This window comes from Rhodophyticola sp. CCM32, from assembly GCF_004751985.1.
Classification (GTDB): domain Bacteria; phylum Pseudomonadota; class Alphaproteobacteria; order Rhodobacterales; family Rhodobacteraceae; genus Rhodophyticola.
Genome location: NZ_CP038492.1, coordinates 2,159,674 through 2,179,871, shown reverse-complemented (window position 1 = coordinate 2,179,871; position 20,198 = coordinate 2,159,674). Strand labels below are relative to the sequence as shown.

Below are 20,198 nucleotides of genomic sequence, written 5' to 3'. Positions count from 1 at the left end.
CCAGAGTTGTTGTACGCGCCGAACCGCGCCGGGTTTGCCGGAGGCTCCAACTCATGAGTAGGATGGAGCATCATGACAAAGACAACGAACAAGTATTCACCAGAAGTGCGCGAACGTGCCGTGCGGATGGTTTTGGGCGGCGCAGGACAGCATGAGAGCCGTTGTGCGGCGATTGCGTCAAAGATCGGCTGTGCACCGCAAACGCTGAACGAATGGGTCAAGACGGTCGAAGTCGATACTGGCCAGCGTGGCGGTATCACGCCCGAACAGGCCGAGAAGATGAAGGCTTTGGAGCGCGAAGTGCGCGAGCTCAAGCAAGCCAATGAGATCCTTCGCAAAGCATCCGCATATTTTGCTCAGGCGGAGCTCGACCGCCCACTGAAACGATGATCCAGTTCATCGAAGATCACCGCGCTGATCATGGGGTCGAGCCAATCTGCCGTATTCTGCCGATTGCCCCAGCGACATTTTATGATCATTTGGCCAAGCGGGCTGACCCGTCATTGCTGTCGGATCGCGCCATGCATGATGCAGAACTCAAGCCCGAGATTGAGCGGGTATTTGAGGAAAACCTAAGCGTCTATGGCGTTCGAAAGGTTTGGTATCAAATGCGCCGAGAAAGATTTGATGTTGCGCGCTGCACTATTGCACGGTTGATGAAGGACATTGGGATCGAAGGCGTCGTGCGTGGTAAAAAACCAAAGACAACGATCCCGGACAAGGCTTTGCCATGTCCATTGGACAAGGTGACCCTGCGGTTCCCTGCGCCAGCGCCAAACGTGCTGTGGGTCAGCGATTTTACCTATGTCACGACATGGCAAGGGCTTGTCTATGTCGCCTTTGTCATCGATGTCTTTGCTCGCCGTAACGGCGATGCGCTGATGGAGCAGTTCCAGTATATGGCGAACTCTCCGCATCACCTCGTGGCCTCCACCGGCGCGCGGTCGCTGCAAAAGGAACCGAAGCTCATGGCCAATGTCATGGCCTCGGCCCAGGCAGAGACCCATATGCTGGACAGTGGCCGCTTGCGGGACAGCCTTTCGGTCTCGGATTTCGACTTTGGGGATCTGAAGACCAACCCAACGTCCATCTTTCTGATCCTGCCAGCTGATCGCCTGGATGCGTTCAGCCGCTTTCTGCGCCTGCTGGTCCAGCAGGCTATCACGGTCAATGCGCGCAATGTGGCCGACAAGCCCAAGAAGCCCGTGCTGTTCATCCTTGATGAGATGCCCGCCCTAGGGCGGCTCTCGATGGTGGAACAGGCCTATGGGCTGATGGCGGGCTTTGGCATCCAGCTTTGGGGCATCACCCAGGACCTCTGCCAGCTGCGGCGGGTCTATGGCGAAGACTATGAGAGCTTTATCGCCAACTCGGGTGCGGTGGCCTACTTTGGGTCGCCGGACAAAACCTCGACGGAGTATTTTGCGGCGGCCTGTGGCACCACAACGGTGTGGAACTTCTCCTCAGCGGTCTCCAGTGCCTTCACCTCGAACACCAGCAAGGATGGCTATTCCTCGGGGACAACCACGACCTATTCGGACAACAGGGCCGCGTCCCAGCGCAACCTGGCCTATCCCGATGAGCTGCGCCGTCTGCCGCTGGATCGTCAGCTGCTGCTGATCGAGAACATGAACCCGATCATGGCCAAGAAGATTCGCTGGTATGAGGATGAAGAGCTCTCTGTCATGGGTGTGAACACCCATGCGCGCGAAGACGAAGCTGACAACGTCGATATCCAGAACGTCCAAGACATCCAGGCGGCGTGACCTAACGCCTTCCCCCCACCCCGGCGCGTGCGTCGGGGTGGGTTTTCCTTTCATCACCGATGACAGTTTCTGAGGAGCCACATCATGGCCAAAGATGACAGCAAAGACCCGTTCAACCGCATCGCCAATCCCGATGGCTGGCCACTGCGCGACAAGGATAATGATGCGCCCCAGCTCAGACCCCAGATGCAATATTCTCGGCCTGCGCCCAATCTGGCGCCAAGCGGGGCGATGGGCATTCGGACGGGGCTTGGACAGGCGCAGGTCAGAGAAGCTGATCCACCACCGCTTGATCCAGAGGCAAAGCTCACCTTCACCAGCGCCATCAACGCCGACCCCATGCGCTACTACACTGGCGATATGCCCACGATGCCGGGGTATTCGTTTCTGGCCCGCGTCAATGACGCCCCCACACCCTATGGGATGGAGGAGGGGCGGATTGAGCAACTGGTTCTCAAACATGATGACGAAGTCGTGGCGCGATACAATCACGGTCGATGGATTGGTGCGCTCCCTGATTTGCTCCCGCTCAAACTCCGCAAAGACCGGCAGGTGGCCATAGAGCATTCGCCCTACTGCAGTAGTCGTGTCGATACCCTGCGTGACCGCGATGAAGTCCACACCGTTCTGCCGGAGATCATCCAGAATCTGCAGCAGGTGCAGCATCGACCGGCTTAGACGGTCCAGCTTCCACACGACCAGCACATCGCCTTCACTCAGTTCGCGCCGTAGGGTTTCCAAGGACGCCCTGTCCTTGATCGCGCCTGAGACGCCCAGATCCCCATAGATAATGTCACATCCGGCTGCTTTCAGCGCATCCACCTGGAGCGCCTCAGACTGATCCGCATCAGATACTCTTACATAGCCGATCTTCCGGCCCGTTGTTTCTTGCTTCATATCCTCAGACTGCCTGAGTCCGTTCGTCGCACACCCGTTCGTCCGGCTCCCCTTCCACCGCATTCTCTTCCACAAACCGCGCAAACCGCTGATCCGGCGTTTCTGGGAACAACGCCGCATCCACCTCATTTGCGTTTTTGAAGTGATGCTTCATCAACCAATCATACATCACCCGCGCACGGTGGCTGTCGTATTGGCCCTTGCGCAGGTTACTTAGTGAGCTCTCGGACAAGGCCCATCCATTTGGAAAAGGCAAATTGAGCGCGGCCAGCGCGTTGTGACCGTACAAGCGGCCCACCTTCACAATGGCTGTGTAGAGGGCGGCCTTGTCAGCGGGGTTTTTCGGATCAAAGCTCATACATACGACCGTATGATGGGTTGGTTTTGCTCGCCAAGCCTCAAAGCGTCCACGTCACCCGTTTTCACTCCGCCCTCACCCAAGATGACCACAGGTCTGCCGTGCTAGTGACAGGCTAAGCGTCTTAGATCATTGCAAAATAATCTTGCGCCCACGTGAGATGTGTGTCATGTTTGTTCTGTAATTGTTCTTTTTCCGTCTGCGGCAATAACAACGGAACGAACGGCACAATCTCAACCCAGTAACAAAAGGAGCCCTGGCCATGTCACGCCTGCCAAACACCCATGCCTTATCACCAGCACCCCCCAGTCTGACTGTGGATTGGGAGCTCTATGCTGCCATGTTGGAGGAGAGTGATTTGCCGTTGGATCAGCAGCGCGAGCTTATTGAAATCTTGTGGTCCATCGTTGTGATGTTTGTCGATCTTGGTTTTGACGTCGATCCGGTGCGTCAAATCTGTGGACAAGAGGATGAAGCCTTGTCCGATGATCCGCCGGATTTGCTATCCTTGATGGAACAGGAATGGGCGGATCAATCCGCCAGCGAGGAGGATTCATGGACGGAGTAGCAAACACAAAGAATGAACCCATGAAGGCCGTGATCTATTGCCGAGTCAGCTCCAAGGCGCAAGAATCTGAGGGGCATGGGTTGGAAAGCCAGGAGACGCGGTGTCGGCAATATGCCGAGGCCAAGGGCTATGAGGTCGCGGCGGTATTCCCGGATACGATTACAGGCGGCGGGGACTTCATGAAGCGACCGGGCATGGTCGCACTGTTGTCGTTTCTCGATGCACAACCGGATGAACGCTTCGTCGTCATCTTCGATGATCTCAAGCGCTTTGCGCGTGACAGAGATTTCCACTTCCGTTTGAGGGATGCGTTCCGTCAACGAGACGCCCAAGTTGAGTGCCTCAACTTCAAGTTCGAAGAAACACCCGAAGGTGAGTTCATCGAAACGATCCTCGCGGCCCAAGGCCAGTTGGAGCGCAAACAGAATGGCCGTCAGGTGGCCCAGAAGATGCAGGCGCGGATGGAGAATGGCTATTGGATTCACACCGCGCCCATTGGCTATTGCTATCAAACGATCAAAGGGCGCGGCAAAGTGCTGGTGCCCAATCCGCCTTTCGATGCGATCATCCGTGAGGCGTTCGAGGGCTTTGCCTCGGGGCGCTTCGCCACGCAGGCCGAAGTGAAGCGCTTCTTCGAGAGCTGCCAGGAGTTTCCACGCAACCGGAATGGCGTGGTCGAACAGAAGCGCGTCGTCGATATCTTTACGCAGCCCGTCTATGCCGGGTACATCTGTTCCGAGCGCTATAAGCTGAATTGGCTCAAAGCACAGCATGAGCCCCTGATCTCGCTGGAGGTCTTTGAGAAAGTGCAGGAGCGCCGCCAAGGCGCAACCTACGCCCCCAAACGCAAGAATATCGGCAATGACTTCGCCCTGCGGGGGATCGCCACCTGCACCTGCTGTGGCGCGCCTCTGCGGTCCAGTTGGTCGAAAGGCAAATACCGCCAATACGCCTATTATCTTTGCCAGACCAAGGGCTGTGAGGCCTATGGTAAATCGATTCCCCGGGGCAAGCTGGAAAGCCAGGTCGGAGAAATCATCAAGACGCTGGAACCCACCCAGGGCCTGATCACCGTCGCAACCGCGATGTTCCGCAATGCCTGGGCGATGCGGGCGGAACAGGCGAAGTCGAATATCCAAGCGGCGAAACAGCGCCTGAGAAAGATCGAGGCCGAAATCGACCAGATCCTCACACGTATTGTCGAAGCCACCAACGGCGCAGTTATCCGCGCCTATGAAACCAAGATCGCGGACTTGGAAAAAGATCGCGCGAGAATGAGTGAGACTCTCACCAAACAGAGCCCACCAAAGCACGCCTTCGACGAAAAACTAGGCAGCGTACTTACAAAGAGCTTCACGTTTCCAGCCTGTTATGATTCATTTCCCGCAAGACAATATGCGGAGCAGTGGAATGGCGCGGTCAGATTTGAGCGATTTGGAGTGGGAGTTCATCAAAGCAGTGCTCCCAAATAACAGCCGAGGGGTTAAGCGTGTCGATGATCGGCGTGTGATCAATGGCATCTTCTATGTCTTGCGCACAGGCATCCCGTGGCGCGATTTGCCCGATCAATACGGCCCCTACACAACGATCTACAACCGTTTCAACCGATGGACTTATGCGGGCATTTGGGATCGGGTAATGGAGGCGGTCGCCGATGCGCACAATATCGACACCGTGATGGTGGATGGCACATCGGTTCGGGTTCACCATTCTGCAGCGACGCTCAAAAAAACGACCCGCGTCGTTGCATGGGCCGGTCGCGGGGTGGGTTAACCACGAAAATACATGCACTTACCAATCAGGACGGGTTGCCGATCCGCTATGAACTGACGCCGGGCCAAGCCCACGATGCACCCCCATGCGAACAGCTTTTGGACGGGCTGCAACCTGGCCAATACGTTCTGGCTGACAAGGCATATGACGCGGATTCGATCCGCAAGATGATCTGGGAACAGGGCGCCATCGACGTCATCCCGTCCAAATCCAACCGCAAACTGCCCGCCGAGTTCGACGTCGATATCTATCGCGAGCGCAACAAGATCGAGCGGTTCTTTGGCCGCCTCAAAGCTTCCTTCCGCCGTATAGCCACCCGATACGAAAAGACATCTGCCAACTTCTTGGCGATGATCAAACTCGCATCCGTCAGGCTATGGTGCCAGTTTTATGAGTCCGCTGCCTAGAACTCTGCCTGAGATTCCTCTCAAACCCTTGGAAAATCTGGGAAAGTGGTTGTGTGAATGCCCGCCGACTGGTCCTGAAACTGGCCTTTATGGAGCCCCTCCAATACCACCGATTTGAGGGAGCTAGAAATCCGCAAATATCCAAGCCATTCAAGGCCTTAAGGAGTGTTGAAACCCAATATTTGAGAAGTGGTGCGGGCGGTGGGACTCGAACCCACACGGGCATACGCCCTTCAGATTTTAAGTCTGATATGTCTACCATTCCATCACGCCCGCATCTGGCGTCGCCTTCAGATTGCCAGCTCCCGGCCCGTTTCAGGGCTGAAACCCGGCTCCTCATCGCAACGCTTTGTCCTGTATACGTTTTGCCATACAGACCCAAGGGTATTAAGCTGGTGTGTGTTTCCTTCGGTCAAGCCCGTACCCGTATCACGCCTATAGGACCGGATATACCTTCGCACGAAACGCGGTTTTCCGGGACTTTTTCAGGGGGAGATCAACATCCCTGACGAGAAGCAGGACCCTAATCTCCCGGCAGGTTTTCGCGGAAAATTACCTTAAGGCGCGGGAGGGCCATGTGATAACCCTGTCCGCGGACTGCATGGGTCAGCGTGTTGAACATCTCGCGAATCTCGACCTGTGGGTTCTGGTCAATCACCGCGTCCAGCGTGCCGTTCAGCAGCAATGTCTTGTTGTCATTGGTCGCTTCATGGGCGACAAAAACTGTATTCACGGCCCGGTCATGATCCTTCAGCGCCCGCACCCTACCCAGCATCGCCGATGCTGAAAGCCCTGAAGGGCCGTAAGCGACTGACCATGCTGCGCTATTTCACCCTGGATGAGGCCGCGGCGGCGGAAGTGGCGGGGATCGGCATCGTCCCGGCAGAGGTCGTCCATGCAATCAGTGCCCGGCTGGATATTATGCTCTGGTCCATGGGCTCCGGCGCCGGATATGAAGCGCAATATCTGTTTGCCGAGGATATTCCGGGCGAGGATCGCGGCCATATTCCGCGCCATGCCAGAATCTATCGCAATTTCGCCGCTGAATATGACCGGTTGCAGGCGGAACGCATCGCGGCCTTTTCCGAATTTCGCGATGATGTGGCCTCGGGCGCCTTTCCGGGCGACCGCCAGATTGTGAAGATGCCAAAGGCAGAGCTTGATACCTTTCTGGACAGGATCGGCGGATGAAGCTTTCGCCGGCCGATAAGGTGATTGATCTGGAACAACAGGTCACAGGGGCCTTGGGATGAGGCCGTTTTGCAAGACCGCAAAATCAGGCAGGCGGCGCCCTGCTGTCCCGCATCATAAGCGCCACATCGACCATATTCACCTGCGGCACAACCGGGTCGTCCGGGCATGCCAGCCGATCCAGCAGCAGTGCGGCGGCGCGCAGGCCGATCCTGTGCCTGTCCTGCCAGATGGTGGTCAGCGCGGGCACGTAATATTCCGCCATGTCGATCCCGTCGAAGCCGATGACCGAAATATCCCCCGGCACCGACACCCCACCCTCCTGCAGGCCGGAGATCAGACCGAAAGCCACCATATCGGCGGCACAGAAAACCGCGCTTGGCCGGTCTGCCATCGCCAGTATCCGGGCGGCGGCGTCATGGCCGGATTGCAGCGAAAAATCCCCCCGCATGATCCATTCATCCCGCGTGGGCAGGCCAACCGGGCGCGTTCTTCCAGCATGCCCCTGCGACGCTCAGCGGTCAGCACATTGCCCTGGGGCCCGTCACATGGGCGATGCGCCGGTGGCCCAGGTCATGCAGATGCCGGATCGCAAGCCGGGCGCCTTTCACATTGTCGCTTTGCACAACCGGAAACCTGTCGCCCTTGACCCATTCGCAGGCAAAGACGATGCGGTTGCCGACCCCGGTTTCAACACAGTGATCCAGCATCGCGGGCGGCAGGCCGCCATCCAGCGAGATCACCCCGCCAATCCGCCCGTCAAGGAAATTACCCGCAAGCTCCGTATGCCCCAGCGGGCGGGCCTCGGTATCGGAGATCAGAACCGCATAATCGCTGCCTGCAAAGCCCGCGCTCAACCCGGCAAGGATGGTGGAATAGAACGGTTTTCCCAGATTTGGCGCCAGCAACAGCACCGCGCCTGCGCGCTGCATCCTGAGATTGCGGACCGCCTGATTGACCCGGTAACCGGTGCGGCGGATCGCATCGAACACCGCGTTCCAGGTGCGGTCGGTCAACAGGTCCGGGTTGCCGAGCGCCCGGCTGACCTTCGCGGTGGAGACACCCGCGGTCCGGGCCACATCCTGAATCGTTGCGGGTTTGGATGCCCTGCTCTCTCAGGGGCTTTCTGCATAACTTGGGTTGACACGAATCTGATGACAGATCGGGTATGTAGTCGTTTTCATAACCTGATACCTGCTGTCTCGCTTATTCTGAAATCGACATGTAAACGATTGCAACCTCAGCTCAGGAGCATTGGATTGCAGATCAGCGCGAATGCCATGACAGGATGGACTGCCCGATGACAGAGGCCCGGGGATTTGACCAGCTTTATCACCGGCATGAAGGCACAGGCGGTGTTCGCTGTCTGAACCGCGCCGGGTTTTCTGGAGGCTGATTTGCCTTAAAGAGTTTCGACTTACTGTTGAAACGCCTTTCGCTGGCTTTCGTCTTTGGCTCAAACGCGAAAGCCGTTACACTGTCTCAATATAAAGTCGAAACGCTATAGTTGAGCGGCCAAGTCTGATCTTTCCAGTGCGGCGTAGAAGTTCGCCTCGGCTTCGGCTGGTGGGATGTTCCCGATCGGCTCCAGCAGTCGCCGGTTATTGAACCAATCTACCCATTCGAGGGTGGCGTATTCGACGGCCTCAAAGCTGCGCCAGGGCCCCCGCCGGTGAATGACCTCTGCTTTGAAGAGACCGTTGATCGTTTCTGCTACAGCATGCTGCCTTAAACCTGAGACATCGCGCATCACAAATGTCCCGAGAACGCGAAGCGTGGCAGGGTATTTGTGATTCAAGTTTAAGGCAGGGTGCTTTAGGGCATTGTCATAGGAATCCCCGACGCTGCCGACGGGCGGAGCGATCTTCGCCTCAGACAATCGTTCAGTGTATTTAATCGACAGATATTGCGACCCGCGATCCGAGTGATGCACCAGTTGGTCCTGTGCAGGCCTGCGTTGATGAATGGCCTGCTCCAAAGCATCGAGGACAAATCCGGCAGTGGCCGTGCGACTGACACGCCACCCAACGATACGGCGAGCAAAGACATCGATGACAAAGGCGACATAGACAAGCCCTTGCCATGTCGTGACATAGGTAAAATCGCTGACCCACAGCACGTTTGGCGCTGGCGCAGGGAACCGCAGGGTCACCTTGTCCAATGGACATGGCAAGGCGCACCATATCTCCTCTTTGCTTTATAAATATGGCCGCCGGAGGCTCCTGCAGATCAGGCCGTCGCTTTGGCTGCGGGTTTGGCATTCGCATGAATGCCACACGGTTTCCTTGTGGAAACCGGTTGGGTCAACAGAAATGCGCGGAGGGTCTGTAAGCCGGATTTTGTTCAGGCGTTGCCGCCCTTGATGACCATTCCTCTATACCGGCGATTGCCCGCCGGCTTTAGCTGCCAACCCGGATCTCTCGGGCTGAAGCGGCCCTGGGACAGGCCCGCGAGATCCCTATTTGGCATTGCTCCCGGTGGGGCTTGCCATGCCGCCGCTGTTGCCAGCGGCGCGGTGGGCTCTTACCCCACCGTTTCACCCTGACCTCCGCTGCACACCCGGGGTGACCCCGGGCAGCCCGAAGGCGGTCTGTTTTCTGTGGCGCTTTCCGTCGGATTGCTCCGCCCGGGCGTTACCCGGCACCGTTGCTTCAGGGAGTCCGGACTTTCCTCGAACCTTTACGGGCTCGCGGCCATCCGACCCTCCGCGCCCGGCGGCTCTACGCGGTTGTGGCGCCCCGGTCAACGCCGTAGCGGGTGGCAAGATCGGTGATCAGGGCCATATCGGTGCCATCCAGCGGCCCACGGGCCCAAGGGCGAAACCGCAGGCGCATGGTGTCGAGCAACAGATCCTCGGGGCAATCGGGATAGCCGAAGCGCGTGGTCTGCACCGCAAAGGCAGCGGGGTCAGGGGATATGCCCGGGCCGGTGTCGGACCCGGGCCAGACCGAAAGCCCGGCCGCTGCCAGCCGCCGCCAGTCGAACCGGGGTCCCGGGTCGATCTTGCGGCCCGGAGCCATGTCGGAATGGGCGATGACACCCTGGGGCGGGATGTGCCAGCGCGGCAGGATCTCTGCCAACAGCCCTTCAAGCGCATCCATTTGCGGCGCGGAAAACGGGGTGGCGCCGTTATTGGCAAGCTCAATCCCGATTGAGCGGGAATTCACATCGCCCGCACCGGCCCATTGGCCCGCGCCCGCATGCCAGGCGCGTTTGTCTTCATCGACCAGCGCCAGCACCTGCCCGGTTTCGGAAATCAGATAATGGGCGGAAACCGCACGCTCCGGATCACAGAGCGCGCGCAGTGCTGCCTCACAGCTTGCCATCGCGGTATAGTGGAGCACGACAAGCACCGGGGTCAGCCCGTCGCGCCGCGCCCCGAAATTGGGAGAGCGCATCAGTTCCCGCGCGCAGCCTGGGCGGCGTTGCGATAGACTGTCGGGTTCCATCCGCAGGCATAGCCATCGCCATCCGGGTCCAGCGCCTGCCGGTCCCGCTCAGGGCCGCCAAGGGACAAAAACGCCTCCTGCGCAAGATCATCCGAGCGATAGGCCAGGCAATTGGCCTCGTGACGCCCCTGACGGAAGGGAGAGCGGGAATGGCGCGCCTCGCCCACGGGATGCGAGGTGGAAAGCGCATATTCGATGATATTGGGGCCGGTGCTGCCGGGGCGGTCGGGCAGGGCAGTGGGTTGGACAATCACCAGCTGCTCCTGCATCTGTTCGCGGCGTTCCGCATCGCTTTCGATGCTTTCGCGGGCGGCGACGGCCTCAAAATTCTGCTCGTCCGAGATATCCGGGTTGTTGGTGTCGATCTGTGCCGTGGCGGTCTCTGTCGGGCCGGTTTCGGCCTCGGCAATCGCGGCGGCGGCCCGGGCGGTCACACTGTCGGTCCCGGCGGCTGTTGGCACTGCGGCACTGGCGCTTGTGTCTGCGTCAGGCGCGCGCAGGGATTGCGGCGGCTCCCCCCGCAATTGCGCCTGCCGGGCGGCGCGTTCCGCGGAATAGCTGCCGTAATCGTTGAAACCGACGCCTTCGCTGACATCATTCGGCGGTCTGCTGTTGCAGGCCGCTGCGACCAGCAGACAGGCCAGGGCCAGGCTCAGTTTACCCATTGCTCAACCTCGTTTTACGCTTTGGCGCCGTATTTACCACCATTGGGCCGGTTTCGCCACAAAACCCGCCGCCTGCTCCAGCGCATAGGCGGTGTTGAGCAGATCACCCTCTTCCCAGGGCCGCCCGATCAGTTGCAGGCCAAGAGGCAGGCCCTGACGGTCAAGGCCCGCAGGCACGGCGATACCGGGCAGTCCGGCCAGGTTCACGGTGACGGTGAAAATATCGTTGAGATACATCGCAACCGGGTCTGAAACTTCCTGGCCCAGTTCAAAGGCCGCCGATGGGGTGGCTGGTGTCAGGATCGCGTCAATGCCTGCGTCAAACACGGTTTCAAAATCGCGTTTGATCAGCGCGCGCACCTTGCGGGCGCGATTGTAATAAGCGTCGTAAAACCCTGCGGACAGGACATAGGTGCCGATCATCACCCGGCGTTTGACCTCGGCTCCGAAGCCTTCGGCGCGGGTTTTCTCATACATCTCGGTGATGCCATCCCCCTGGGACAGGTCCGCGCGATAGCCATAGCGCACACCATCATAGCGCGCGAGGTTCGAGGAGGCCTCGGCCGGGGCGACCACGTAATAGGCGGGAAGCGCGTATTTGGTGTGCGGCAGGGTAATGTCGCGCAGTTCTGCGCCTGCGTCTTTCAGCATCGCGGCGCCCTCGGCCCACAGCGTTTCAATCTCGTCCGGCATCCCGTCCATGCGATATTCTTTCGGAATACCAATCACTTTGCCCTTGATATCGCCGGTCAGCATCGCCTCGAAATCCGGCACCGGCAGATCGGCCGAGGTGCTGTCTTTCGGGTCATGGCCCATCATCGCGGCGCCCATGATCGCGGCATCGCGGACGGTTTTGGTCATCGGGCCCGCCTGATCGAGGGAGGATGCAAAGGCGATGATGCCCCAACGCGAACAGCGCCCATAGGTGGGTTTCATGCCGACAATCCCGGTCAGGGCGGCGGGCTGGCGGATCGACCCTCCGGTATCGGTGCCCGTGGCCGCAAGGCAGAGATCGGCGGCCACAGCGCTGGCAGAGCCGCCGGAGGAGCCGCCCGGTGTCAGCGCCGCATCGGAATTGCCCGCGCGCCAGGGGTTGACCGCATTGCCATAGACCGATGTTTCATTGCTGGAGCCCATGGCGAATTCATCCATGTTCAGCTTGCCCAGCATCACCGCGCCTGCGTCTTTCAACCGGCCCGAAACGGTGGATTCATATGGCGGCAGGAACCCTTTGAGGATTTTCGATGCCGCCTGCGATGGCACGCCTTCGGTGCAGAACAGGTCTTTGATACCCACCGGGATGCCGCACATATCCGGGGCGTCACCGGCCTTGATCCGCGCATCTGCCGCTTTGGCACGTTCCAGCGCAAGGTCGGGTGTTTTATGCACAACAGCGCCAAGGGCATCGGCGGCGTCGATGGCACCGAGGCAGGCCTCGGTCAGCTCCACCGATGTGGTTTCGCCCTTGCGCAGCGCGTCCCGCGCCCCGGCGATGGTCAATTTGGTCAGATCAGACATCACTCAACCACCTTCGGCACGGCGAAAAACCCCTCGCGGGTATCGGGGGCATTTTGCAGCACCTTGTGTTGCTGATCCCCATCGGTCACCACATCCTCGCGTCGTTTCAGGCGCATGGGTGTCACGCTGGTCATCGGCTCCACATCGTCGACATCCAGCTCGTTCAGCTGTTCGATAAAGCCGAGGATCGCATTGAACTCTCCGGCCAGCGCGTCAAGCTCGCTGTCCTCAACCTTGATCCGGGCCAGTTTCGCCACTTTCGCGGCGGTGTCTTTGTCGATGGACATGGGTGCTCCATAGCTTGTGCCAGAACGGGGTTTAGCCCCGGCCTGCCTGCGCCGCAAGCCGGTGGAGGCAGGAAATGCGGATCAACCGGTGCGGATCAGGGCCGTTGGGACGGCGGGTCTGACCCCCGTCATCGCCATCAGGGCGGTCTGGAAAGAATGCAAACCATGAGAGGGTGCGGAAAACGCGCGTTTTCCCGGTGGAATTCTTGAGAATTCCGCGCCGGATCGTGATTGACATGATGGGCGCACGCATGGTGAGGGTGAGCGCGAATATCACCGCCCGATATGTCTGATCTGATGGAGCGAGAAAAGATGACCCGGACCTCGCCGATGCCCGATCTGGCCCATCTGATCCGGGTTTTTGCCCGTATCGGCCTGTTGAGTTTTGGCGGGCCTGCGGCGCAGATCGCGTTGATGCACAAGGAACTGGTCGAAGACCGCGACTGGCTGAGCGAACGGCAATTCCTGAATGCGCTCAGTTTCTGCATGTTGCTGCCGGGCCCCGAGGCGATGCAACTGGCGACCTATGCGGGCTGGCGCATTGCGGGCACACGGGGCGGGCTGATCGCGGGCGGGCTGTTCGTGCTGCCCGGTGCAGTGCTGATCCTGGGGCTGGCGATGCTGTACGGCGCGTTCGGGCAGGTGCCGCTTGCCGCGGCCATGTTTCTGGGCATCAAGGCGACGGTGATCATTATCGTGATCCAGGCGCTGATCAAGGTCAGCCGCAAGGCCCTGATCTCGGCCCTGGCATATGGGCTTGCTGGGGCGGCCTTTATCGGGATTTTCTTTCTGCATATTCCCTTTCCGCTGATCATCCTTGGGGCGGCACTGATCGGCGCGCTGTTCATGACCGGGGACCGCCCTGACGCCCCGCTGCCGCCGCCGGTCAGTCCCGGGCAGACTTTCAGAACCATCGCGCTTTGGCTGATGATCTGGCTCTTGCCCGTGCTGGCGCTTTGGTTGAGCGCGCCAGACACGGTGCTGACCCAGCTTGGTCTGTTCTTTGCAAAGCTGGCGGTGGTGACCTTTGGCGGGGCCTATGCGGTGCTGGCCTATATGGTGCAGCAGGTGGTGGGTGATTTCGGCTGGCTGACCACGGGGCAGATGATGGATGCGCTTGGGCTGGCGGAAACCACACCCGGGCCGCTGATACTGGTGACCGAGTTCGTGGGCTATCTTGCGGGTGCGCAGGCCGGTGGTCCGGGTTATGGGGTTGCGGCGGTTCTGGTCACGCTTTGGGTGACATTCGCCCCCTGTTTCCTGTGGATTTTTGCCGGTGCGCCCTATGTCGAATGGATCAGCCACCAGCCCCGCCTGACCGGCGCCCTGACCGCGATCACCGCTGCGGTTGTGGGGGTGATCCTCAACCTGTCGCTGTGGTTTGCGCTGAATGTGTTCTTTGGCGAGGTCAGTCGCGCGACATTCGGGCCGGTGCAGCTTTGGCTGCCTGCGCCCGGCACCCTGTCGGTCGCGGCGGTGGCCCTGTCCGGTCTGGCGGCGGTGTTGCTGCTCTGGTTGCGGCTGGACCTTTTGAAGGTGATCGGGCTGATGCTTTTGCCCGGTATCGCGCTTCATCTGTTGATGACGGGGATTTGAGGTTGACACCTCGGGCCCTGCGGATAAAAAGCGCGCTCAGCTAAGAGATTCACCCGTGCGCGCAAAGCCGCGCCCCGGCCCGACCGTTCTAAGGAGCCCGCGTTATGGCGAAACCGACCACCATCAAGATCCGCCTGAATTCCAGCGCAGGCACCGGCCACTTCTATGTGACCAAGAAAAACGCACGCACAATGACCGAGAAGATGATTGTACGAAAGTATGATCCGGTTGCGCGCAAGCATGTGGAATATAAGGAAGGCAAGATCAAATAAGTCTTCCACATTTCGACTGAACGGGGCCGCGCAGCATCAGCTACGCGGCCCTTTTTTATTGCCTGAAATGGGTGCCGTATCAGGGCCAGCATCATGACCGAGACATTTACCATACGTCCCAGCAATGCCGCCGATCTGCCGGCGCTGGATGCGCTTGTCGCCCGCAGCTATGGCATATTGATGAAACGGGATTATCCGCCCTCGATTCTGGTCACGGCCCTGCCGCTGATTGCACGCGCGCAACCCCGGCTTCTGACCTCGGGCAGTTATTACGTGGCGGTCTCGGCAGAGGGCGCATTGGTGTCGGCAGGCGGGTGGACCCATCAGGGCCCGCAGGGCGGGGTCGGGCCAAGGGATCTGGGGCATATCCGCCTGTTCGCCACCGACCCGGACGCCACGCGCAAAGGCCTGGCCCGCGCGATCATGCGTCATAGTCTGAAGACAGCCGCCGAAGCCGGGATCACCCGGCTGATCTGCCAAAGCTCCTGCACCGCAGTGCCGTTTTACACCGCCATGGGGTTTGAGAGGCAGGGCGAGATCGAGATCACGCTGCGCCCGGGGATCAGCTTTCCCGCCATGCAGATGGTGCGCAGCCTCTGAGACTGCTCAACCAATCACGCCCTCCCTATGCCTGTACAAATAGGAATATTGCCTTATGGACAAAATGGACATTTTGGCTATATTATGGTTGCATAAAAAGGAGGCTGTCATGACACGCGTCACAGCAACAGAATTCAAGAACAACATTGGCGCATTCAGCGATGCTGCAATGCAAGAGCCAGTCATCATTACGAGCCATCAGCGTGACCGGCTCGTACTCCTCTCTGCGGATGAGTATCGCCGTTTGACTGACGGCATATCCAGGGGCGTAAGCGAAGATCGCAAACGTCTGATCCGCGAAAGAGCGGACTATCATCGCGATACCATCATCGAATTAGCTAACCGGTGAGTGAGCCAAAGTGGATGTCGCGGGAGGATGTTGAAGCGATCCACGAAACGATGGTCGATATAGGCGGCGGAATGTATGGTTTGCGGGACGCCGACCTTTTGGAATCTGCCCTGGCACGGCCTCAAAATTTACATGCCTATGGTGAAAACGATCATTTCCAACTAGCGGCCAGCTACGCCGAAGGCATTGCCCGCAATCACCCGTTTGTTGACGGAAACAAGCGCACCGCGTTTGCGACAGCAGATATTTTCCTTGCCGAAAACGGACACAACCTGAATCGCGCTAAAGGGCACGAACATGCGGAAATGATGGAACAGCTCGGGCAAGGTAACATCAGCCGCGAGGATGCCGCCGGGCACTTCAGGAAATATTCCCACTCTTTGTAGCAGGAAGGGTGCGCAGTCTCTGAGACCGCTCAAAAGAAAAGGGCCAGCCCATCGGACCGGCCCTGTTACACGGTTCTTGCGTTCAGCGTTCAGTTGCGGTTGCCCAGAAGCTGCAACAGGAACATGAACATATTGATGAAGTCGAGATAGAGGTTCAGCGCCCCCATGATCGCGGCTTTGCCCAGCCATTCCTGATCCCCATGAGAGGCATGGGCCAGATAGGTGGTTTTGATCTTCTGGGTGTCATAGGCGGTGAGACCTGCAAAGATCAGCACCCCGATTGACGAGATCGCGTACATCATGATCGGCGATTGCAGGAAGATGTTGATGATCATCGCCACAACCAGGCCGATCACCCCCATGATCAGGAAGCTGCCCCAGCCAGAGATGTCCCGTTTGGTGGTGTAGCCCCAAAGCGACAGGCCCGCAAAGGCGATGGCTGTCACCAGAAAGACCTGCACAATCGAGTATGAGGTGAAAGCGATGAATATCCAGCTGATCGACACGCCCATCGTGGCCGCGAACACGTAGAAGAACAACTGTGCCGCCGCCGCCGACAGACGGTTGATCGAGGCGCTGAACGCAAAGACCAGCACCAGCGGCAGGAACATCACCACCCAACGCAGGGCCGACGTATACAGAAGCGCGCCGAAATTCGTCAGCAAGATGCCATTGCCGATGCTGCCCGCCGCCAGTGCGGGGTCGGTTGTGGTGGTCAGCCCGCTGATCGCGAACGCGGCCAGCGCGGTGATCAGCATGCCCACGGACATTGTGCCGTAGACTTTGTTCATATGGGCGCGAAGGCCCTGGTCGATCTCGGCCTGGCCAATGGCAGCGCCGCGGCTCCGGATCGTGTCGAATTCTGCCATGTCATCCTCCAAAAGGTGATTGAAACGGGCAGAATACAAAAAACGCCCGTCCTTGCCGATAAATATGGCGAGAACGGGCGGATTTTCAAGCTGTATCAGCCCTGGAAATGGGCGGAATCACGCAGCGTTCAGCGCTTACAGGCGCCAGTTTTGCGGAACATCCCAGATCGGTCGCGCGGATTCGATGGAAATCTGGCGGTCGCTCAACCCCAGATCGCGGCGGGCATGGGCGTCCAGCGCGGCCAGGGCGCGGCGTTGGCGCCACACGGCAAAAGCGTTAAGAATAAGGGCGTTCAGGCCAGTTCGGCGGGCATGCGTGACGTGGCGTTGAGTAAGTGTGTGGGCCATGATAAGTCCTTTCGATTTCGTTATGCAATGGCAGTTTCATATTCTGATGCTTGATATATGGTATAGTATGATGCATTTTGAAAACGAATGTTTCTGAACATCAATATCACGGAGATTGATATGCCGAGAAATCTCGATATGACCGCACTTCGCTCTTTTGTCACCGTTGCCGATGCAGGCGGTGTCACCAAGGCCAGCGGGTTTCTCAACCTGACCCAGTCGGCGGTTTCCATGCAGTTGAAGCGGCTGGAAGAGAATATCGGCGTTTCGCTGCTGGACCGCACGGCGCGGCGTCTGTCCCTGACCGGCGCGGGAGAACAGATGCTGGGATATGCCCGGCGGATGCTGGAGCTGAATGATGAGGTTCTGGGCCGTCTGACCTCCAAGGATTATGAGGGTGAACTGACCCTGGGCGTGCCCCATGATATTGTCTATCCGGCGATCCCGCAGGTGTTGCAGCGGTTCAACGCGGCCTATCCGCGGATGAAGGTGCAGCTTATGTCGTCTTACACGTCGCGGCTGAAACAGATGTTCGGCCGGGGGGAGATCGACGTGATCCTGACCACCGAAAACAGCCTTGACCCCGGAGGCGAGACCCTGCGCGAGCGGCCCCTGATCTGGGTCGGGGCGACAGAGGGCCAGGTCTGGAAGCAACGCCCGCTGAGGCTGGCTTTCGAGCATAACTGCATTTTCCGCAAAAGCGTCCAGACGGCGCTGGATTCAGACGGCATCAGCTGGGAAATGGCGGTGGAAAGCGATTCCACCCGGACGATCGAGGCCTCGGTCAGCGCCGATCTGGCGATACATGCCTGTATTGAGGGGACCGAGCCGCCCTATGTGGAACGTATCGCCCATCAGGGCGCGCTGCCCGATCTGCCTTCGGTCAAGATCAACATGTATGGCGCGGATATTTCAGGCGATGAACCGACCAACGCGCTGACCGATCTGGTGCATCAGGCCTTTGGCTCGATCTGAATGAAGGTCAGCTCTCTTGCGGGCCGGCGGCGGCCTCCGGGTTCCAGACCGAGATGCCCAACTGCCGGGCTGCGGCCAGCGACAGGATCGGGCTGTCCAGACCCTGGGGGCCTGAAAGGCGCGAATGGCGCGCCTTGTGCGCCCATCCATCACCCCGGTGATCCGTCCGCGATACAGGTCGCGTGCGGCCAGGGCCCGTTGCAGGTCAGACAGGAATGCCGGATCGCCGATCTCGGCCTGACACGGGGTCTCGAACCACAATTCGCGGCGTTCCCTGACAATCTGCTGCCGGGTTTCGGTGACAAAGATGGCCGGTTCCTGAACATGACCGGCACTGCTGATCTGTGGCGGTTGCAGCATGATCTGATCGGTCACCGTTTCGATCACCGCAGGGGTGGTTTCGCGCCCGTAGCAGGCATTCGGGTCCGCGCCCGGTGGCCCCATGCCGCGGCTGACCTCGACCGTGTTGGGCGCGATCAGCCCGCTGATATCGGGCGGAGCCGTCGTGTCACAGGCACAAAGGACCAAAAGGCCCGGAAGGAAGAAACGAAGGGTCACTGCTCTGTCTTGTCCTGCCCGGTTGATCCGGTTGGGATGCAATCTACAGAGTTTTGTCCTTTCGGGAAAGTGGTGCCGGCGCGCGGCATACCCAAGTGGGACCGCAAAGCCGCAGCTTGATGAGATCGCATAAGGGCTGGAAAGGGCAGGCCATGCCGGTTAGCTATGGCCGGTACAGTTTTAAGCGGCAAAGGCAAGACATGGCGAAGATCACCTATATCGAACATAATGGCACCGAACATGTGGTTGATGTGGCGGACGGGCTGACCGTGATGGAAGGCGCGCGCGACAACAACGTTCCGGGGATCGAGGCCGATTGCGGTGGCGCCTGTGCCTGTTCGACCTGTCATGTCTATGTGCACCCTGACTGGTTCGCCAAACTGCCTGCCATCGACCCGATGGAGGAAGACATGCTGGAATTCGCGTTTCAGCCCGACCCGGAACGGTCCCGCCTGACCTGCCAGCTGAAGGTCAGTGCAGAGCTGGATGGTCTGGTGGTGCAGATGCCCGAAAGACAGATCTGATGTTCCGGGCGGGGCTGGCCGGTTTTGCACTGGCGGTTTTGCCGCTGGCCGCATCGGCCTGTATCATCCCCGCCCACAGCATGACCGATATGCCGGAGACCGTGGTGCAGCATGACGGGTCGGGGATTTACCGCGCCTGGTTTGACGGGCCGACCACGCATTATACCCATGGGGTTCTGGGCGATGCGGTCGAGGCGACGGAACTTTGGGCGGAATCGCCCGGTTCCGCCAATTCCTGCGCGACGCTGAATATCCGTCTGGACGCGGATCATGTGTTCGAGGATCTGGCCCCCCGCCTGCAGGATCTGGACGGGGATGGTGCCGCCGAGGTGATTGTGGTGCGCACCCATGTGGATCGTGGCGCGCAACTGGCAATTTACGGCGATGCGGGCAACGGCGCCGATCTGCGACTGCTGGCGGCCACGCCCTATATCGGCCGGACCCGGCGCTGGCTGGCACCCATCGGCGCGGCCGATCTGGATGGGGATGGCCGGGTCGAGATCGCCTATATCGACCGCCCGCATCTGGCGCGGACCCTGCGGGTCTGGCGCTATGACCGGGGCCGACTGGAACAGGTTGCCGCCATTTCGGGCCTGACCAATCACCGGATCGGGGAGGCTTTTATCTCGGGCGGGATACGCGATTGCGGCGCCGGGCCCGAGATTGTGACCGCAGATGCCGACTGGACGCAGGTCATGGTGACCAGGCTGGATGCGGAGGGTGGGTTGAATGCCCATGCGGTGGCGGATTTCACGCGGCCAGCGATGGGGGATGTGCTGGCCTGCCGCCGCTGAGCGCTGCGTGTGGCGCATCTGCCGGATGCCTCCGGCGGAAGTATTTCG

24 protein-coding genes, 1 tRNA gene, 1 other RNA gene, 5 pseudogenes and 1 other annotated feature are annotated in these 20,198 nt (G+C 59.5%); of the genes and pseudogenes, 16 read left to right on the top strand and 15 right to left on the bottom strand.

All coding sequences use genetic code 11. The features are described from left to right. Positions 1-72: 72 nt before the first annotated feature. The 3 genes and pseudogenes from E2K80_RS19600 to E2K80_RS19590 all read left to right on the top strand — a co-directional run. A pseudogene (locus E2K80_RS19600) lies at positions 73-866 on the top strand (IS3 family transposase); the annotation flags it as partial. Further along, positions 345-461, top strand: a sequence feature (AL1L pseudoknot). (Overlaps the previous pseudogene by 117 nt.) A gap of 15 nt (positions 867-881) precedes the next feature. Next, positions 882-1,766 carry a type IV secretory system conjugative DNA transfer family protein gene (locus E2K80_RS19595; protein WP_274379265.1) on the top strand — a complete coding sequence of 295 codons (885 nt, stop codon included), beginning with the start codon at positions 882-884 and terminating at the stop codon, positions 1,764-1,766. 84 nt (positions 1,767-1,850) lie between these two features. Then, positions 1,851-2,444, top strand: coding sequence for a DUF7678 domain-containing protein (locus tag E2K80_RS19590; protein WP_238475765.1), 594 nt, complete (start codon positions 1,851-1,853; stop codon positions 2,442-2,444). On the opposite strand, the pseudogene E2K80_RS10565 reads toward E2K80_RS19590, so the two are convergent. Together E2K80_RS10565 and E2K80_RS10560 are read right to left on the bottom strand one after the other, a co-directional pair. Further along, positions 2,328-2,663 (bottom strand): annotated as a pseudogene (locus E2K80_RS10565) (recombinase family protein); the annotation flags it as partial. The gene E2K80_RS19590 and the pseudogene E2K80_RS10565 overlap by 117 nt on opposite strands. 4 nt (positions 2,664-2,667) lie before the next feature. After that, entirely contained in the window at positions 2,668-3,021 is a 354-nt protein-coding gene (locus E2K80_RS10560; RefSeq protein ID WP_135374973.1) for a hypothetical protein, read from the bottom strand. 262 nt (positions 3,022-3,283) lie between these two features. On the opposite strand from E2K80_RS10560, the gene E2K80_RS10555 reads away from it, so the two are divergent. The 3 genes and pseudogenes from E2K80_RS10555 to E2K80_RS10545 all read left to right on the top strand — a co-directional run bounded on the left by E2K80_RS10555 (position 3,284) and on the right by E2K80_RS10545 (position 5,769). Then, positions 3,284-3,589, top strand: a complete 306-nt coding sequence (locus E2K80_RS10555; RefSeq protein WP_135374972.1) for a hypothetical protein — start codon at positions 3,284-3,286, stop codon at positions 3,587-3,589. Further along, positions 3,577-5,061 (top strand): recombinase family protein, encoded by a 1,485-nt coding sequence (locus E2K80_RS10550; RefSeq protein ID WP_135374971.1) that lies wholly within the window; start codon positions 3,577-3,579, stop codon positions 5,059-5,061. Before E2K80_RS10555 ends, E2K80_RS10550 begins: the two co-directional genes overlap by 13 nt. Continuing rightward, positions 4,961-5,769 (top strand): annotated as a pseudogene (locus tag E2K80_RS10545) (IS5 family transposase). The gene E2K80_RS10550 and the pseudogene E2K80_RS10545 overlap by 101 nt, the downstream one beginning before the upstream one ends. Positions 5,770-5,959: 190 nt before the next feature. Here the strand turns inward: E2K80_RS10545 and E2K80_RS10540 are convergent. Together E2K80_RS10540 and E2K80_RS19120 are read right to left on the bottom strand one after the other, a co-directional pair. Further along, positions 5,960-6,045, bottom strand: a tRNA-Leu gene (locus E2K80_RS10540). Positions 6,046-6,292: 247 nt separating this feature from the next. Beyond that, the gene (locus E2K80_RS19120; RefSeq protein ID WP_168193045.1) at positions 6,293-6,544 is read right to left on the bottom strand and encodes a hypothetical protein; all 252 of its coding nucleotides are present in this window, start codon (positions 6,542-6,544) and stop codon (positions 6,293-6,295) included. Positions 6,545-6,549: 5 nt separating this feature from the next. On the opposite strand from E2K80_RS19120, the gene E2K80_RS10535 reads away from it, so the two are divergent. Then, entirely contained in the window at positions 6,550-6,960 is a 411-nt protein-coding gene (locus tag E2K80_RS10535) for a 3-methyl-2-oxobutanoate hydroxymethyltransferase (protein WP_210405366.1), read from the top strand. Positions 6,961-7,045: 85 nt separating this feature from the next. Here E2K80_RS10535 and E2K80_RS19585 read toward each other — a convergent pair whose 3' ends face one another. The 9 genes and pseudogenes from E2K80_RS19585 to gatC form a co-directional block, all read right to left on the bottom strand. Further along, a complete protein-coding gene (locus E2K80_RS19585; protein ID WP_238475493.1) occupies positions 7,046-7,411 on the bottom strand; it encodes a substrate-binding domain-containing protein in 366 nt (121 codons plus the stop codon). A 70-nt stretch (positions 7,412-7,481) separates the two neighbouring features. After that, positions 7,482-8,039, bottom strand: coding sequence for a LacI family DNA-binding transcriptional regulator (locus E2K80_RS19580; RefSeq protein ID WP_238475492.1), 558 nt, complete (start codon positions 8,037-8,039; stop codon positions 7,482-7,484). Between the two features lie 422 nt (positions 8,040-8,461). Beyond that, positions 8,462-8,674, bottom strand: a pseudogene (locus E2K80_RS20075) (IS3 family transposase); the annotation flags it as partial. A gap of 102 nt (positions 8,675-8,776) precedes the next feature. Continuing rightward, a pseudogene (locus tag E2K80_RS20070) lies at positions 8,777-9,130 on the bottom strand (DDE-type integrase/transposase/recombinase); the annotation flags it as partial. Between the two features lie 142 nt (positions 9,131-9,272). Next, positions 9,273-9,669, bottom strand: an RNA gene (gene rnpB, locus E2K80_RS10515) — RNase P RNA component class A. Positions 9,670-9,680: 11 nt separating this feature from the next. Then, positions 9,681-10,358: an N-acetylmuramoyl-L-alanine amidase gene (locus E2K80_RS10510; protein WP_443216529.1), complete on the bottom strand. Its 678-nt coding sequence runs from the start codon at positions 10,356-10,358 to the stop codon at positions 9,681-9,683. Further along, on the bottom strand, positions 10,358-11,074 hold the full coding sequence (locus E2K80_RS10505) for a hypothetical protein (RefSeq protein WP_135374969.1): 717 nt from the start codon (positions 11,072-11,074) through the stop codon (positions 10,358-10,360). Before E2K80_RS10505 ends, E2K80_RS10510 begins: the two co-directional genes overlap by 1 nt. A gap of 33 nt (positions 11,075-11,107) precedes the next feature. Then, positions 11,108-12,592, bottom strand: coding sequence for an Asp-tRNA(Asn)/Glu-tRNA(Gln) amidotransferase subunit GatA (gene gatA / locus E2K80_RS10500; RefSeq protein WP_135374968.1), 1,485 nt, complete (start codon positions 12,590-12,592; stop codon positions 11,108-11,110). After that, positions 12,592-12,879, bottom strand: a complete 288-nt coding sequence (gene gatC / locus E2K80_RS10495; RefSeq protein WP_135374967.1) for an Asp-tRNA(Asn)/Glu-tRNA(Gln) amidotransferase subunit GatC — start codon at positions 12,877-12,879, stop codon at positions 12,592-12,594. Before gatC ends, gatA begins: the two co-directional genes overlap by 1 nt. Before the next feature lie 312 nt (positions 12,880-13,191). On the opposite strand from gatC, the gene chrA reads away from it, so the two are divergent. The 5 genes from chrA to E2K80_RS10470 all read left to right on the top strand — a co-directional run bounded on the left by chrA (position 13,192) and on the right by E2K80_RS10470 (position 16,082). Next, positions 13,192-14,475 carry a chromate efflux transporter gene (chrA, locus tag E2K80_RS10490; protein WP_238475491.1) on the top strand — a complete coding sequence of 428 codons (1,284 nt, stop codon included), beginning with the start codon at positions 13,192-13,194 and terminating at the stop codon, positions 14,473-14,475. 104 nt (positions 14,476-14,579) lie between these two features. Then, complete coding sequence (gene rpmG, locus E2K80_RS10485; protein ID WP_108800588.1) at positions 14,580-14,747, top strand: 50S ribosomal protein L33; 168 nt, start codon at positions 14,580-14,582, stop codon at positions 14,745-14,747. Positions 14,748-14,840: 93 nt separating this feature from the next. Beyond that, entirely contained in the window at positions 14,841-15,347 is a 507-nt protein-coding gene (locus E2K80_RS10480; protein ID WP_135374965.1) for a GNAT family N-acetyltransferase, read from the top strand. A 109-nt stretch (positions 15,348-15,456) separates the two neighbouring features. Then, entirely contained in the window at positions 15,457-15,696 is a 240-nt protein-coding gene (locus tag E2K80_RS10475) for a type II toxin-antitoxin system prevent-host-death family antitoxin (protein ID WP_135374964.1), read from the top strand. Beyond that, positions 15,693-16,082, top strand: a complete 390-nt coding sequence (locus tag E2K80_RS10470) for a type II toxin-antitoxin system death-on-curing family toxin (protein ID WP_135374963.1) — start codon at positions 15,693-15,695, stop codon at positions 16,080-16,082. Before E2K80_RS10475 ends, E2K80_RS10470 begins: the two co-directional genes overlap by 4 nt. An 89-nt stretch (positions 16,083-16,171) precedes the next feature. Here E2K80_RS10470 and E2K80_RS10465 read toward each other — a convergent pair whose 3' ends face one another. Next, the gene (locus tag E2K80_RS10465; RefSeq protein WP_135374962.1) at positions 16,172-16,951 is read right to left on the bottom strand and encodes a Bax inhibitor-1/YccA family protein; all 780 of its coding nucleotides are present in this window, start codon (positions 16,949-16,951) and stop codon (positions 16,172-16,174) included. Between E2K80_RS10465 and E2K80_RS20065 the strand changes: the two genes are divergently transcribed. After that, a complete protein-coding gene (locus tag E2K80_RS20065) occupies positions 16,874-17,353 on the top strand; it encodes a hypothetical protein (protein ID WP_443216569.1) in 480 nt (159 codons plus the stop codon). The two genes, E2K80_RS10465 and E2K80_RS20065, sit on opposite strands and share 78 nt — an antisense overlap. A gap of 66 nt (positions 17,354-17,419) precedes the next feature. Next, positions 17,420-18,274 (top strand): LysR family transcriptional regulator, encoded by an 855-nt coding sequence (locus E2K80_RS10455; protein WP_135374960.1) that lies wholly within the window; start codon positions 17,420-17,422, stop codon positions 18,272-18,274. Here the strand turns inward: E2K80_RS10455 and E2K80_RS10450 are convergent. After that, complete coding sequence (locus E2K80_RS10450; protein ID WP_338014541.1) at positions 18,212-18,832, bottom strand: peptidoglycan-binding domain-containing protein; 621 nt, start codon at positions 18,830-18,832, stop codon at positions 18,212-18,214. The genes E2K80_RS10455 and E2K80_RS10450 overlap by 63 nt on opposite strands. A 200-nt stretch (positions 18,833-19,032) precedes the next feature. Here E2K80_RS10450 and E2K80_RS10445 point away from each other — a divergent pair, with 200 nt between their 5' ends. Then, positions 19,033-19,356 (top strand): 2Fe-2S iron-sulfur cluster-binding protein, encoded by a 324-nt coding sequence (locus E2K80_RS10445; protein ID WP_135374959.1) that lies wholly within the window; start codon positions 19,033-19,035, stop codon positions 19,354-19,356. Then, positions 19,356-20,150, top strand: coding sequence for an FG-GAP repeat domain-containing protein (locus tag E2K80_RS10440; protein ID WP_135374958.1), 795 nt, complete (start codon positions 19,356-19,358; stop codon positions 20,148-20,150). Before E2K80_RS10445 ends, E2K80_RS10440 begins: the two co-directional genes overlap by 1 nt. The last annotated feature ends 48 nt before the right edge of the window (positions 20,151-20,198 follow it).